Source organism: Noviherbaspirillum aerium, from assembly GCF_008929045.1.
Classification (GTDB): Bacteria; Pseudomonadota; Gammaproteobacteria; order Burkholderiales; family Burkholderiaceae_D; genus Noviherbaspirillum; species Noviherbaspirillum aerium.
This window is the reverse complement of the sequence record NZ_VFAH01000001.1, coordinates 717,062-730,437: the sequence shown is the minus strand read 5'-3', so window position 1 is coordinate 730,437 and position 13,376 is coordinate 717,062. Positions and strand designations below refer to the sequence as shown.

At 59.7% G+C, this 13,376-nt stretch carries 13 protein-coding genes and 1 tRNA gene; 8 read left to right on the top strand and 6 right to left on the bottom strand.

The window, feature by feature from the left end:
• From FH061_RS03380 to grxD, 8 genes are all read left to right on the top strand, one after another.
• Positions 1-729: glycosyltransferase (locus FH061_RS03380; protein ID WP_151632884.1), on the top strand; the 729-nt coding region annotated here is incomplete at its 5' end.
• Positions 730-928: 199 nt separating this feature from the next.
• Positions 929-1,618 (top strand): response regulator transcription factor, encoded by a 690-nt coding sequence (locus FH061_RS03375; protein WP_151632882.1) that lies wholly within the window; start codon positions 929-931, stop codon positions 1,616-1,618.
• 103 nt (positions 1,619-1,721) lie between these two features.
• Positions 1,722-3,011, top strand: a complete 1,290-nt coding sequence (hemA, locus tag FH061_RS03370; RefSeq protein WP_151632880.1) for a glutamyl-tRNA reductase — start codon at positions 1,722-1,724, stop codon at positions 3,009-3,011.
• A 104-nt stretch (positions 3,012-3,115) separates the two neighbouring features.
• Positions 3,116-4,198 carry a peptide chain release factor 1 gene (gene prfA, locus FH061_RS03365; RefSeq protein ID WP_151632878.1) on the top strand — a complete coding sequence of 361 codons (1,083 nt, stop codon included), beginning with the start codon at positions 3,116-3,118 and terminating at the stop codon, positions 4,196-4,198.
• Positions 4,199-4,327: 129 nt separating this feature from the next.
• Positions 4,328-4,804 carry a disulfide bond formation protein B gene (locus FH061_RS03360; protein ID WP_151632876.1) on the top strand — a complete coding sequence of 159 codons (477 nt, stop codon included), beginning with the start codon at positions 4,328-4,330 and terminating at the stop codon, positions 4,802-4,804.
• A gap of 17 nt (positions 4,805-4,821) precedes the next feature.
• Entirely contained in the window at positions 4,822-5,682 is an 861-nt protein-coding gene (gene prmC / locus FH061_RS03355) for a peptide chain release factor N(5)-glutamine methyltransferase (RefSeq protein ID WP_151632874.1), read from the top strand.
• A gap of 141 nt (positions 5,683-5,823) precedes the next feature.
• Entirely contained in the window at positions 5,824-8,166 is a 2,343-nt protein-coding gene (locus tag FH061_RS03350) for a Tex family protein (RefSeq protein ID WP_151632872.1), read from the top strand.
• A 115-nt stretch (positions 8,167-8,281) separates the two neighbouring features.
• The gene (gene grxD, locus FH061_RS03345) at positions 8,282-8,593 is read left to right on the top strand and encodes a Grx4 family monothiol glutaredoxin (protein WP_151632870.1); all 312 of its coding nucleotides are present in this window, start codon (positions 8,282-8,284) and stop codon (positions 8,591-8,593) included.
• A gap of 576 nt (positions 8,594-9,169) precedes the next feature.
• Here grxD and FH061_RS03340 read toward each other — a convergent pair.
• From FH061_RS03340 to petA, 6 genes are all read right to left on the bottom strand, one after another.
• Positions 9,170-9,245 (bottom strand) — tRNA-Thr (locus tag FH061_RS03340).
• 26 nt (positions 9,246-9,271) lie between these two features.
• Positions 9,272-9,760, bottom strand: coding sequence for a ClpXP protease specificity-enhancing factor (locus tag FH061_RS03335; RefSeq protein WP_151632868.1), 489 nt, complete (start codon positions 9,758-9,760; stop codon positions 9,272-9,274).
• Between the two features lie 61 nt (positions 9,761-9,821).
• Complete coding sequence (locus tag FH061_RS03330) at positions 9,822-10,433, bottom strand: glutathione S-transferase N-terminal domain-containing protein (RefSeq protein WP_119769585.1); 612 nt, start codon at positions 10,431-10,433, stop codon at positions 9,822-9,824.
• Positions 10,434-10,528: 95 nt separating this feature from the next.
• Complete coding sequence (locus tag FH061_RS03325) at positions 10,529-11,293, bottom strand: cytochrome c1 (RefSeq protein ID WP_151632866.1); 765 nt, start codon at positions 11,291-11,293, stop codon at positions 10,529-10,531.
• A gap of 24 nt (positions 11,294-11,317) precedes the next feature.
• Complete coding sequence (locus FH061_RS03320) at positions 11,318-12,721, bottom strand: cytochrome b (protein WP_151632864.1); 1,404 nt, start codon at positions 12,719-12,721, stop codon at positions 11,318-11,320.
• 2 nt (positions 12,722-12,723) lie between these two features.
• Complete coding sequence (gene petA, locus FH061_RS03315; RefSeq protein ID WP_151632862.1) at positions 12,724-13,332, bottom strand: ubiquinol-cytochrome c reductase iron-sulfur subunit; 609 nt, start codon at positions 13,330-13,332, stop codon at positions 12,724-12,726.
• Between the last annotated feature and the right edge of the window lie 44 nt (positions 13,333-13,376).

Sequence of the window (13,376 nt, the reverse complement as noted above, 5' to 3'; positions counted from 1 at the left end):
GAAGCCAAGAAACACCGCCATGCCAATGTGCACTGCTTTCCCAGCAGCGTCGACGTCACCCATTTCCGCCAGGCGCTCGACCGCAACATCGCCCATGCCGAACTGAAGGACCTGCCGCGCCCGGTGCTGGGCTTTTACGGCGTCATCGACGAACGCTTCGATGCCGAGCTGGCCGGCCAGCTGGCCGATGCCCATCCGGAGTGGCAGATCGTGCTGGTGGGGCCGGTGGTCAAGATCGATGCGGCGAGCCTGCCGCAGCGGCCCAACATCCACTACATGGGCCAGCAGGCCTACAGCGCGCTGCCGCAGTTCCTGGCGGCGTGGGATGTGTGCCTGATGCCGTTTGCGATGAACGAGTCGACCCGCTTCATCAGCCCGACCAAGTCGCTGGAGTACATGGCGGCGGAGCTGCCGATCGTGAGCACGCCGGTCAAGGATGTGGTGGACCTGCACAGCGACGTGGTGGAGATCGCGGCGACGGCGCCGGAATTCGTGGCCGCCTGCGAGCGCGCGCTGGCCATGTCGAGCGATGACAAGCTCAGGAAGATCCGCCTCATGCGCGACAAGCTCTCGCGCACCTCCTGGGATGCCACTGCGGCGAAGATGCATCACTTGCTGGAAGACCTCAACCACACCGTCACAATCGATGCGCCAACTACCTATCGCATGGACAATGCCGTGACCGGCAATAGCAGCGCCACCGCCTCCCACGTGGCATTGCGCGATTAGAGTGTTTTCGCCTCCGCTGGCGCGCAACGGATGCGCGAGCCGTGCCGGGCTCCGCAGCAGGGCTCCAATACGGACTTCCAATAGCTGACTAGCTTTCCACAGCGTGTTCGAAAGGCTCGGACACGCTGTGCGTACTTTTTGAGGCGCGGCTCTCTTCAGCCTACAATGCCGGCTTGTCCGACATCAGGTCTTCGAGCCCATGCGTATTGCCTTCCATACAAAAGATCCGGATCTGGCCGAAGCAATACGGGAAACCTTATCTGCAAAGGGATACGATTGCGTGCAGCTGGAACGCAGCCGCACGCAATCGTATCAAGACGTGCAAATTTGCCTTATCGACTGGCAAGCCCATGGCAATAGCAGCCCGCAGACCATGCTGCAACAGCTGCGCCGGCAATCACCCTCCATGCCGGTACTCGCCCTGACGGAGCGCAACCGTATCGAGGAAGCGCTCGCGGCGCTTGCTGCAGGCGCCTCGGATTACCTTGTCAAACCGATACGCCGCAATGAATTGGTGCTTCGGAGCGAAGTCCTGCTGCGCAACGCCTATCCGGAACGCTATACACAGGATCTTGCGGTGTACGGTCCCTATTGTTTTGAACTTCGCAGCGGGCGCATTACGCGGGATGGTGCCACACTGGACCTGACACAGAAGGAATTCGAACTGGCCCTGCTGCTGTTCCGTCACCTGGACCGCCCGCTGTCGCGCGCCTTCATCAGGGATGCGGTGTGGTCGGGAGAACTCGAAATGCCTTCCCGCACCATGGATACCCATGTTTCGCGCGTACGCAGCAAGCTGGGCTTGCATCCGGAGAACGGATTCAGGCTGGCTCCGGTCTATAGCTACGGATATCGGCTGGAACAACTTGCGCATCCGTCGCCGCAGTGAGTTCGCTGCGGTTCTGCAAGACCCGGTATGCTTTTACCAACAAGCTTGTGCAAGGGTGCAACAGGCTATAATAGCGCTACAGGATTTCAGTTTCACGCCATTCATGCAGCTTCTCGCAGTCGGTCTCAATCACACCACCGCGCCGGTTTCCCTGCGCGAGAAAGTCGCCTTTCCCGCTGACCAGATCGGGCAGGCGGTGGCATCGGCACGCGCATGGTTCGGACGCGAAACCACATCGAACGCGGGCGATGAAGCCGCCATCCTCTCCACCTGCAACCGTACCGAGCTCTATGCCGCCAGCGATATCCCGGGCGGCGTGGAAGCCGCGATCGACGCCACCGCCCGTTTCCTGGCCGAATACCACAAGCTGCCCTATTCCGAACTGCGCCCCTATCTTTATACGCTGCCGCAAGACAATGCGGTGCGCCATGCATTCCGCGTGGCATCCGGTCTCGATTCCATGGTGCTCGGCGAAGCGCAGATCCTGGGGCAAATGAAGGATGCGGTGCGCAAGGCCGATGAAGCCGGCGGCCTGGGCACTTATCTGCACCAGATGTTCCAGCGCACCTTTGCAGTGGCCAAGGAAGTGCGCACCACGACCGAAATCGGCGCGCACAGCGTGTCAATGGCAGCGGCCGCGGTACGCCTGTCCCAGCGCATCTTCGATACCGTGTCCGAACAGAATGTGCTGTTCATCGGTGCCGGCGAAATGATCGAGCTTTGCGCCACGCATTTTGCCGCACAGAATCCGAAGTCGCTGACCATTGCCAACCGCACGCTTGAGCGAGGCGAATCGCTGGCCCACCGTTTCAACGGCCGCGCCATCCGCCTCGCCGACCTGCCGGAGCAGCTTGCGCAGTTCGACATCGTCGTCTCCAGCACCGCGTCGTCCCTGCCCATCATCGGCCTGGGTATGGTGGAGCGCGCGATCAAGACAAGGCGCCACAAGCCGATTTTCATGGTGGATCTTGCGGTGCCGCGCGACATCGAACCCGAAGTCGGCCGCCTGGACGATGTCTTTTTGTACACGGTTGACGACCTTGGCGCCGCGGTGCAGACCGGCCTCGAGAACCGCCAGGCTGCCGTGGCGCAAGCCGAGGCCATCATCGAGAACCGCGTGCAGGCGTTCATGCACTGGATCGACACCCGCGCCGTCGTACCCCTCATCCGCAACCTGCATGAAAGCAGCGAGGCCATGCGCCTTGCCGAGCTTGAGCGCGCAAGGAAACTGCTTGCCAGGGGCGAAGACATCGATGCCGTGCTGGAAGCACTGTCCAAGGGCCTGACCGCGAAATTCCTGCATGGCCCGCAGCAGGCGCTGCATAACGCACAGGGTGATGAACGCGCCCGTCTTGCGGCGCTGCTGCCGCAACTTTTCCGCACCAAGCGCTAGCGGCGCTTTTCCCGGACACCGTTCACTAACGGTCCGGCGCCTGCCATTCATTGTCCTTCCAGGGCAACCCGGCAACCTTCAGGAATTCCACCAAAGCACACCCCATGAAACCTTCAATGCTTGCAAAACTCGACCAGCTCACCGAGCGGCTGGAAGAGGTCAACAGCCTGCTGATGCAGGAAGGCGTCACCGCCGACATGGAGCAGTACCGCAAACTGACGCGCGAACATGCCGAGCTCGGCCCGCTGGTCGCCTTGTACCGGGATTATGTCCAGGCAGGAGAAGACATCAAGACGGCCCAGGACATGTTGTCCGACCCCGACATGAAGGAACTGGCGCAGGAAGAGATCGCCGCGGCGAAGGCGCGCATCGAGCAGGCCGAAGTCGATCTCCAGACAATGCTGCTGCCGAAGGACCCCAACGACGAACGCAATATTTACCTGGAAATCCGCGCCGGCACCGGCGGCGACGAAGCCGCCCTGTTCGCGGGCGATCTGCTGCGCATGTACACCCGTTACGCCGAGCGCAACCGGTGGCAGGTGGAGATGGTGTCCGAATCGCCATCGGAAATCGGCGGCTACAAGGAAGTGATCGTGCGCCTGATCGGGCATGGCGCCTATTCGAAGCTCAAGTTCGAGTCCGGCGGCCACCGCGTGCAGCGGGTGCCGGCCACCGAGACGCAGGGGCGCATCCACACCTCCGCCTGCACCGTGGCCGTGATGCCGGAAGCCGATGAAGTCTCCGATGTCGATATCAATCCCGCCGACATCCGCATCGATACCTTCCGCGCCTCGGGCGCCGGCGGACAGCATATCAACAAGACCGACTCCGCGATCCGCATTACCCACTTCCCGACCGGCATCGTGGTCGAATGCCAGGATGACCGCAGCCAGCACAAGAACAAGGCCTCGGCACTGAAGGTGCTCGCGGCGCGCATCAAGGATGTGCAATTGCGCGAACAGCAAGCCAAGGAAGCCGCCACTCGCAAGTCGCTGATCGGTTCCGGCGATCGCAGCGAGCGTATCCGTACTTACAATTTTCCACAGGGAAGAATGACGGACCACCGCATCAACCTGACGTTGTACAAGCTGGACTTCATCATGGATGGCGATCTGGAAGAATTGATGAAGGCGCTGATGGCCGAGCATCAGGCGGAACTGCTGGCCAGTTTGTCAGAGGAAAATTGAGGCGCCGAGAAGCCTGGCAGGCTTGCAGGCATAATTAGGCAAGATATTGCCTGCCCAACATGGTTGCACATTGGAACCATCAGGCACCATGTCAGTCGCATTGCCTTACCCACTTAAAATATTGTCCAGATGAGAACATCCAAACCCATACTGCTTGCTGCGGGCGTCATATGCTTTGCCCTGGTTGGTTACGCGTTGTATCTTCAGCATGTCAAGGAAATGCTTCCCTGCCCGCTGTGCGTGCTGCAGCGTTATGCCTTCGTCGCCACCGGATTGCTGTGCTTCATCTTCGCCGCCCTGCCCCGCGCCGCGACCAAGGCGGGAGCGCTGCTCGCGGCGCTGGCATCGCTGGTCGGCGCCGGCATCGCAGGATGGCACCTCTGGGTAAAGGCCCACCCTTCCGTCTCCTGCGGCATCGATCCGCTTGAAACCTCGCTGAACAAGATTTTCACCGCAGAGCTGATGCCTTTCCTGTTCAAGGCGGATGGTCTGTGCAGCGCCGAATACGAACCGATCATCGGCCTGTCGATTCCGCAATGGTCACTGATCTGGTTCGCCATTCTGGCGGTGCTCCTGATTTGGGCTGCGCTGCGCCAGGCCCGTTGAACGCTCCCCATTGCTTCATGCATACCCCCCCGGATTCGCCGCTACCCGAACTTTCGATTTCGCCCGGCACGACCATCGGCGCGGTGTTGAACCAGTCGCCGCTTGATGCGGTTGATGCAAGAATCCTCGTCTGCCACGGTCTTGGCCTGACGCGGGTGCAGTTGATCACCCAGTCGGACCGCGTTCTTGGGCCGGAAGAAGCTGCCCGTCTTTCGGAGCTGTTCCGGCGCCGCATCACGGGCGAGCCGATTGCCTATATCATCGGCGAGCGCGAGTTCTTCGGCCTTGCCTTGCATACCACGCCGGACGTGCTGATACCGCGGCCGGAAACCGAATTGCTGGTCGAATTGGCGCTCGAACGACTGCCGCCGCAGGGCCGCATGCTGGACCTCGGAACCGGGACCGGCGCAATCGCCATTGCCATCGCGCATCATCGGCCGGACGCGGAGGTGACTGCGGTGGACGTCAGTGCAGCCGCGCTGGAAATCGCCCGTCGCAACGCGGCCCGCCATGCCTGCGCGGTGAACCTCGTCCAAAGCGACTGGTACGCCGGCTTGCCGGCGGGCGGGCGCCACCATCTCATCGTGTCGAACCCGCCGTATATCGTCGCCAATGATCCGCATCTGTCACAAGGCGACCTTCGCTTCGAGCCGGCGGATGCGCTCACCGATCATGCGGACGGCCTGAGCGCATTGCGAATCATCGTGCAACATGCGCCCGCGTATCTTCTGGCGGCCGGCTGGCTGATGATGGAGCACGGCTACGACCAGGCCGCATCCGTACGCGGACTGCTTGCCGCAGGCGGCTTCGAATCCGTGCAGAGCTGGCGCGACCTTGCCGGCATCGAGCGCGTGAGCGGCGGCCGTTATCCGGGCTGAATCGGGTTTGGCATTTCTGCAAGTCATGAGAAACCGGGAACGGACTCTGTCGCGTCCCCGGCATATTCGGCCTGTCAAGACTGGCGCTCCCGCATAAATTGCGTATCATCATCTGCTTGTTTTTCTTCTTATCCGAATCCCATGCTGCCTTCGATTGAACAACGCCTCGCTCTTGAACTTGTCGCCAAACCGGCACAGGTTGCCGCTGCCATTGCCCTGCTGGATGAAGGCGCCACCGTGCCCTTCATCGCGCGCTACCGCAAGGAAGCGACCGGCGGCCTGGACGATACGCAATTGCGCCTGCTGGAAGAGCGCCTGCGCTACCTGCGCGAACTCGAAGACCGCCGTGCCGCGATCATTGCCTCGATCAACGAGCAGGGAAAAATGACGCCGGAGCTGCTGGATGCGATCACTCATGCCGAAGACAAGACCCGTCTCGAAGACCTGTATCTGCCCTACAAGCCGAAGCGCCGCACCAAGGCGCAGATCGCGGCGGAAGCCGGCCTGACGGAACTGGCGGATGCGCTGCTCGGCAATCCTTCACTCAATCCCGAAGAAGAAGCGGCGAAATACCTGAAGCCCGCATTCAGTACCGACAATGGCGACAACCCTGGCGTGCCGGATGTGAAGGCAGCGCTGGACGGTGCGCGTCAGATCCTGATGGAGCGTTTTGCGGAAGATGCGACGCTGCTGCAGACCCTGCGCGAATACATGACCGAACACGGCGTGGTCGAGTCGAAAGTGGTCGAAGGCAAGGAAGACGCGGGCGCGAAGTTCGAGGATTACTTTGACTATTCCGAAACCCTGAGCACGATTCCATCCCATCGGGCGCTGGCACTGTTCCGCGGACGCCGCGAGGAAATCCTCAATGTGTCGTTGCGTCTCGACAGCGAAGAGGAAAAACCGAAATGGGACGCGCCGCACAACCCCTGCGAAGGCAGGATCGCCGTCCGCTTCGGCATCAGCAACCAGGGCCGTCCGGCGGATAAATGGCTGAGCGATACCGTGCGCTGGACCTGGCGCGTCAAGACCTTCATGCACCTCGAAACCGAATTGATGACGGCATTGCGTGAGCGCGCCGAGGTCGAGGCGATCAATGTGTTTGCGCGCAACCTGAAGGATCTGCTGCTGGCCGCCCCGGCGGGCCCGCGTGCCACCATGGGGCTGGATCCGGGGCTGCGCACAGGCGTCAAGGTGGCGGTGGTCGATGCGACGGGCAAGGTAGTGGATACGGCGACGATCTACCCCCATCAGCCGCGCAATGACTGGCACGGCTCCCTTCACACACTCGCCCTGCTGGCGCAGAAACACCAGGTTGCATTGATTTCCATCGGCAACGGCACCGCTTCGCGTGAAACGGACAAACTGGCGCAAGACCTGATCAAGCAGCATCCGGAACTCAAGTTGACCAAGATCGTCGTGTCCGAGGCAGGCGCCTCGGTGTATTCGGCGTCCGAATTCGCATCCCGCGAATTGCCGGAGCTGGATGTGTCGCTGCGCGGCGCGGTATCGATTGCCCGTCGTCTCCAGGATCCGCTCGCGGAACTGGTCAAGATCGACCCGAAGTCCATCGGCGTCGGGCAATACCAGCATGACGTCGGCCAGACGCAGCTGGCACGCTCGCTCGATGCCGTGGTCGAGGATTGCGTCAATGCGGTCGGCGTCGATGTGAATACCGCATCCGCGCCGCTCCTGGCGCGTGTTTCCGGCTTGAACACCAGCGTCGCACAGAGCATCGTCAATTACCGCGACATGAAGGGCATGTTCACCTCCCGGGCGGCATTGCGGGCAGTGCCCCGGCTCGGCGAGAAGACCTTCGAGCAGGCAGCCGGCTTCCTGCGCATCATGAATGGAGAAAATCCGCTGGATGCGTCGGCCGTGCATCCGGAATCGTATCCGGTCGTCGAGCGGATTCTTGCCGACATTAAGAAGGATGTGAAAGGCATCATCGGCGACAGCAAGCTGCTCAAGGGCGTACAGCCCGCCAAGTATGCGGATGAAAAATTCGGTGTTCCCACCATTACGGACATCCTGAAAGAACTGGAAAAGCCTGGCCGCGATCCCCGCCCCGAGTTCACCACTGCGACATTCAAGGACGGGGTCGAGGATATCAAGGATCTGCGTCCCGACATGATTCTCGAGGGCGTGGTGACCAACGTGGCGGCATTCGGCGCCTTCGTCGATATCGGCGTTCACCAGGATGGACTGGTGCATATCTCCGCATTGTCAAACACCTTCGTGCGCGACCCGCATACCGTCGTGAAGGCGGGACAAGTGGTGAAGGTCAAGGTGCTGGAAGTCGACGAGAAACGGCGCCGCATCGCATTGACCATGCGCTTAAGCGATTCGCCGCAGCCTGCCGGCGCGCGTCCGGAGCAGCGAGGCGACCGCACCGATGCCAAGCGCCTGGGACAGCACCAGCAGCGTCCGCAGCCGGCCGCCAACAATGCAATGGCGGCCGCGTTTGCCAAGCTGAAAGCTTGAACCCGCTTTCCGGCCCGCCCAAGTAGAGGGAGCAGGCAGCGCAAACGCGCATTGCCTGCCAGCGGCCGAGGTTTTCCATATAATGGAGCCATCTTCAATCTGCAGGGGTAACACCATGAGCGACGTACAAAGCTGGATCAAAGAAACCGTAACCCAGAACCAGGTAGTGCTTTTCATGAAAGGCACGGCGCAGTTTCCGCAGTGCGGCTTTTCCGGCCGCGCTATTCAGATTCTGAAGGCATGCGGCGTCGACAATATCGTCACCGTCAATGTGCTCGAAGATGCGGACGTGCGCCAAGGTATCAAGGAATACTCCAACTGGCCGACCATCCCTCAGCTTTACGTGAAGGGTGAATTCGTCGGCGGATCGGACATCATGACGGAGATGTACGAATCCGGCGAACTGCAAGGCCTGTTGAAAGCCTGAAGTACTCCTCCGGCATCCCTGTTGCATCACGGGGATGTATCAATCAATGCCTGCCTTGATGGCAGGCATGTCTTCCCTGGCACCGTCGACACCTTGGCGACCCGCCTCATACTCCCTTCATTGCAACCGACGGCAGTCATTTGCCGACATCGAACTCGCAAACTTCACTGACCTATGGCAGCCTGACGAGCAAGACTTCATCGTCTTCAAGGGGAGCATATTGCAGGTGAATGGTCGGTCGCTCCGGCCTGCCTTGGGCGCATGGCGGCGTTGTTCGTCGCTGGTGTGGCCCGCCACACGGCGCTCCTACCGCCTTGCCCGCGGTCCCAGGACAAAGCGATTCCGTTCATACGCTCACCTGCAATCCGCTCTAGGGTGAGTCTGATCAGCGTGGCGAGCGGTTCGGCTTTGCGTTGCGGGGCGCGCGCGTACGGACGTACGCCGAGCACCGCTGGCGCGGGTCCGGGTTGCGCAGCGGCTTATCAAACGCAGCTTGATATGGGTTGATGAAACCGCGAGAAGAACAGCATGCAGAAAAGAAAAAACCCGTGAATATTTCTATTCACGGGTTTTTATTGGTGCCGGCTGCCGGATTCGAACTGGCCACCTGATGATTACAAGTCAACTGCTCTACCAAATGAGCTAAGCCGGCGAAAACTTGAAGACCCGAATTATACGCTATTTGATGCGAGTTAGGGTAGGCCTTCCACCTTTTTTTGGAGGATCGTTGTTGTCATCGGGCCCGGGATTTTCGGCGGACGCGGCAGAATCCTCATTCCCCGAGGGCACGGCAGACAAGGCAGGGCCTTTCGACACATCCTCTTCCGCCTGCACTTCATCATCCCGGGCAGGAGTACTGGAGACTTCGAATGCCATGCCCTGACCGTTTTCGCGAGCATAGATGGCAACGACGTTGTCGACGGGAACGACGATTTCACGAGAGACACCGCCGAACCGGGCATTGAAGCTGATGACATCGTTTTCCATCTTCAATCCGCTGGTAGCGGTGAAGCTGATGTTCAGAACAATTTCCCCATTCTTGACGAACTCGCGCGGAACACGGGTCTGTGCATCGACTGCGGCCGCGAGATAGGGTGTGTACCCGTTATCGGTGCACCACTCGTAAATCGCGCGCAGCAGATAAGGTTTTGTAGAAATTTCGGACATAGCTTCCTGACCACAAATGCAAATGCGCCAGAGGTCTTTGCTGACAAACGGCGCACTCTAATCAGCGGCGCATTACCTTTTCAGAGGGCGTCAGTGCTTCGATATAGGCAGGACGGGAAAAGATGCGTTCTGCGTATTTCATCAGAGGCGCGGCTGTCTTCGATAGTTCGATGCCGTAGTGATCAAGGCGCCACAGCAAGGGGGCCACGGCCACGTCCAGCATGGAAAATTCATCGCCGAGCATGTATTTGTTCTTCAGGAACAATGGAGCAAGCGTCGTCAGGCGATCACGGATTTCGGCACGGGCTTTTTCATGCACTTTTTCCGAACCCTTCGATTTATCGTTTTCCAGGGTATGGACGTGCACGAACAATTCTTTTTCAAAATTGAACAGCATGAGGCGGGCACGCGCACGCATCAGCGGGTCGGCCGGCATCAGTTGCGGATGCGGAAAACGTTCGTCAATGTACTCGTTGATGATGTTGGACTCGTACAGGATCAAGTCGCGCTCCACGAGGATGGGCACCTGGCCATACGGGTTCATCACCGAGATATCTTCGGGCTTGTTGAACAGATCGACGTCACGGATTTCGAAATCCATCCCCTTCTCGAACAGGACGAGACGGCAACGCTGGGAAAATGGGCAGGTTGTGCCCGAATAGAGAACCATCATTTTGTAGTTCCTTAGAAACAAAGGGGTGAGACGTCGGACGGCTCACCCCAGAAAAAACGCCCGTCATTCTCTTCGGATTGACGGGCCGAAAATTGCTACCTGACGTCTTTCCAGTACGATGCGTTCAGGCGCCATGCCAGCAGCAGGAAAAAGCTGAGGAACAGGAGCACGACCACACCAAGACGCTTGCGGCTGTTCTGGGCAGGTTCGCCCATCCAATTCAAGTAGGAGACCAGGTCGGCAGTGGCATTGTCGAAGTCGAGGGAAGACATCGTGCCCGGCTTGACCTGCTCGAAACCGGCAAACTTGTGAATCACCTTGGATGCATCGTGCGGATCCTTCTCTTCGACGAACTTGGCTGCGCGCACACCCTGCACTTCCCACATGACATGTGGCATGCCCACATTCGGGAATACCAGGTTATTCCAGCCTGTCGGGCGGGTGTCGTCCTTGTAGAAGGTACGCAGGTAGGTGTAGAGCCAATCCGCACCCGAACCTTCGCTCGACGCCTTTGCACGGGCGATCACCGACAGATCGGGAGGCACCGCACCGAACCAGGTTTTCGCGTCCTTGGCAGGCATGGATACTGTCATCAGGTCACCGACTTTTTCCGAGGTGAACAGAAGATTATTCTTGATCTGTTCATCGGTCAGGCCGATGTCGCGCAGCCGGTTATAGCGCATTGCCGATGCGGAATGGCAGTTCAGGCAGTAATTGACGAACAGCTTGGCACCGTTTTGCAATGCAGCCAGATCCTTCGTGCGATCCGGTGCCGCGTCCAGCGGAAAAGTCGCCTCGGCGGCAAATGCAACTGCCGGTACAAGCGCCAGGACCGCAATGAATTTCTTCAACAATTTCATGGTTCTGTTATCCCTTTTTGCGGCTTAGTGCGGCTGGAATGTAACACGGTCAGGCACAGGCTTGAAGCTGCCCATGGTGCTCCACCACGGCATCAGCAAGAAGAAGCCGAAGTAGATGAAGGTGCAGATCTGGGCTACCAGCGTGCCGATTGGTGTCGGCGGCTGAACGCCGAGATAGCCGAGCGCCAGGAAGGCGATGCCGAACAACAGGTACACGTAGCCGTGCCAGCTCGGGCGGTAGCGAATCGACTTCGCCGGCGAATAGTCGAGCCACGGCAGCGCAGCCAGGATCAGTACCGACACGCCCATGAGCACAACGCCCCAGAACTTCGCGTCAAAGACGAACATGGCGACGACAACGACGGCTGCGATCACCGCAATCGCTATCTTGATGGTGCTGGCAAGACGGGATTTCAGCATGATCAGGGCAACATAGGCGATCACGCCGACAATGAGTGCGTACATGAACTGCGATGTGGTTGCGCGCAGGATCGAATAGAACGGCGTGAAGTACCAGACCGGTGCGATATGCGGGGGAGTCTTCAGCGGATCGGCCGGAATGAAGTTGTTGTACTCGAGGAAGTAGCCGCCCATCTCCGGCGCGAAGAACACTACGGCGCTGAACACGATCAGGAAGATCGCGACACCGAATACGTCATGCACCGTGTAATACGGATGGAAGGGAATGCCGTCGAGCGGAACGCCGTTTGCATCCTTATGCTTCTTGATTTCCACGCCGTCCGGGTTGTTGGAGCCAACTTCGTGCAGTGCGACGATGTGGGCGACGACCAGGCCGATCAGCACGAGCGGAATCGCGATGACGTGCAGGGAGAAGAAGCGGTTCAGCGTTGCATCGGACACCACGTAGTCGCCGCGGATCCAGAGCGACAGGTCAGGACCGATGAAGGGGATTGCGCCGAACAGGTTGACAATCACCTGCGCGCCCCAGTAGGACATCTGTCCCCAGGGAAGCAGGTAGCCGAAGAAGGCTTCCGCCATCAGGCACAGGAAGATGCCGACGCCGAACAGCCACAGCAGTTCGCGCGGCTTGCGATAGGAACCGTACAGCAGGGCTTTCGTCATGTGCAGATACACAACGACGAAGAAAGCCGAGGCGCCGGTGGAGTGCATGTAGCGCACCAGCCAGCCCCAGGGCACGTCACGCATGATGTACTCGACCGATGCGAACGCGAGGTTGGCATCCGGCTTGTAATGCATGACGAGGAAGATGCCGGTGACGATCTGGATAACAAGCACCAGCAGCGCCAGCGAGCCGAACATGTACCAGAAGTTGAAGTTCTTGGGAGCGTAATATTCGGAGATATGCGCTTTCCATGTCGAACTCAGCGGAAAGCGCTCATCGATCCATGCCAGCGCCTTGCCTGACAGGGGAACAGGCGTGCCGGTCGGTTTTTGTTGTATCGCCATGATTATGCTTCGCCTTTCTCGTCTTTACCGATCACGAGTTTGGTGTCGCCGACAAACATGTGCGGCGGTACTTGCAGGTTGTCAGGAGCAGGCTTGTTCTTGTAGACGCGGCCGGCCAGGTCGAATGTCGAACCATGGCATGGGCAGAGGAAGCCACCCTGCCAGTTGTCGGGCAGCGAAGGCTGGGGTCCGGACTGGAGCTTGGTGGTCGGCGAGCAACCGAGGTGCGAGCAGATACCGACGGCAACCAGGATGTCCGGCTTGCGCGAGCGGTATTCATTCCGGGCGTATTCCGGGGTAAGTTCCTCGGGGTTGCGTTCCGACTTGGGATCGGCAACCTCGGCATCGGTCTTCTTCAGCGATGCGACCATCTCCGGCGAGCGCTTGAGAATCCATACGGGTTTGCCGCGCCATTCCACGGTTCTCAATTCGCCCGGAGCGAGGCCGGAAATATCCACCTCGACCGGAGCACCGGCGGCTTTTGCGCGCTCGGACGGCTGGAAGGTGGAGACAAAGGCTCCCGCTGTGGCCAGTCCGGCCACCCCGCCTACCGCACATGTCGCGGCAAGCAAGCCACGCCGACCGGAATCGACCTGCTTTTCGTTACTCATACCAACCCCAATCATTATTAATACGAAATCTGTACGAAACTTCT

Coding starts and splice junctions, on each gene's coding strand:
- FH061_RS03375 (WP_151632882.1), top strand. CDS start 929: ATGCGTATTGCCTTCCATACAAAAGATCCGGATCTGGCCGAAGCAATA.
- hemA (WP_151632880.1), top strand. CDS start 1,722: ATGCAGCTTCTCGCAGTCGGTCTCAATCACACCACCGCGCCGGTTTCC.
- prfA (WP_151632878.1), top strand. CDS start 3,116: ATGAAACCTTCAATGCTTGCAAAACTCGACCAGCTCACCGAGCGGCTG.
- FH061_RS03360 (WP_151632876.1), top strand. CDS start 4,328: ATGAGAACATCCAAACCCATACTGCTTGCTGCGGGCGTCATATGCTTT.
- prmC (WP_151632874.1), top strand. CDS start 4,822: ATGCATACCCCCCCGGATTCGCCGCTACCCGAACTTTCGATTTCGCCC.
- FH061_RS03350 (WP_151632872.1), top strand. CDS start 5,824: ATGCTGCCTTCGATTGAACAACGCCTCGCTCTTGAACTTGTCGCCAAA.
- grxD (WP_151632870.1), top strand. CDS start 8,282: ATGAGCGACGTACAAAGCTGGATCAAAGAAACCGTAACCCAGAACCAG.
- FH061_RS03335 (WP_151632868.1), bottom strand. CDS start 9,760: ATGTCCGAAATTTCTACAAAACCTTATCTGCTGCGCGCGATTTACGAG.
- FH061_RS03330 (WP_119769585.1), bottom strand. CDS start 10,433: ATGATGGTTCTCTATTCGGGCACAACCTGCCCATTTTCCCAGCGTTGC.
- FH061_RS03325 (WP_151632866.1), bottom strand. CDS start 11,293: ATGAAATTGTTGAAGAAATTCATTGCGGTCCTGGCGCTTGTACCGGCA.
- FH061_RS03320 (WP_151632864.1), bottom strand. CDS start 12,721: ATGGCGATACAACAAAAACCGACCGGCACGCCTGTTCCCCTGTCAGGC.
- petA (WP_151632862.1), bottom strand. CDS start 13,332: ATGAGTAACGAAAAGCAGGTCGATTCCGGTCGGCGTGGCTTGCTTGCC.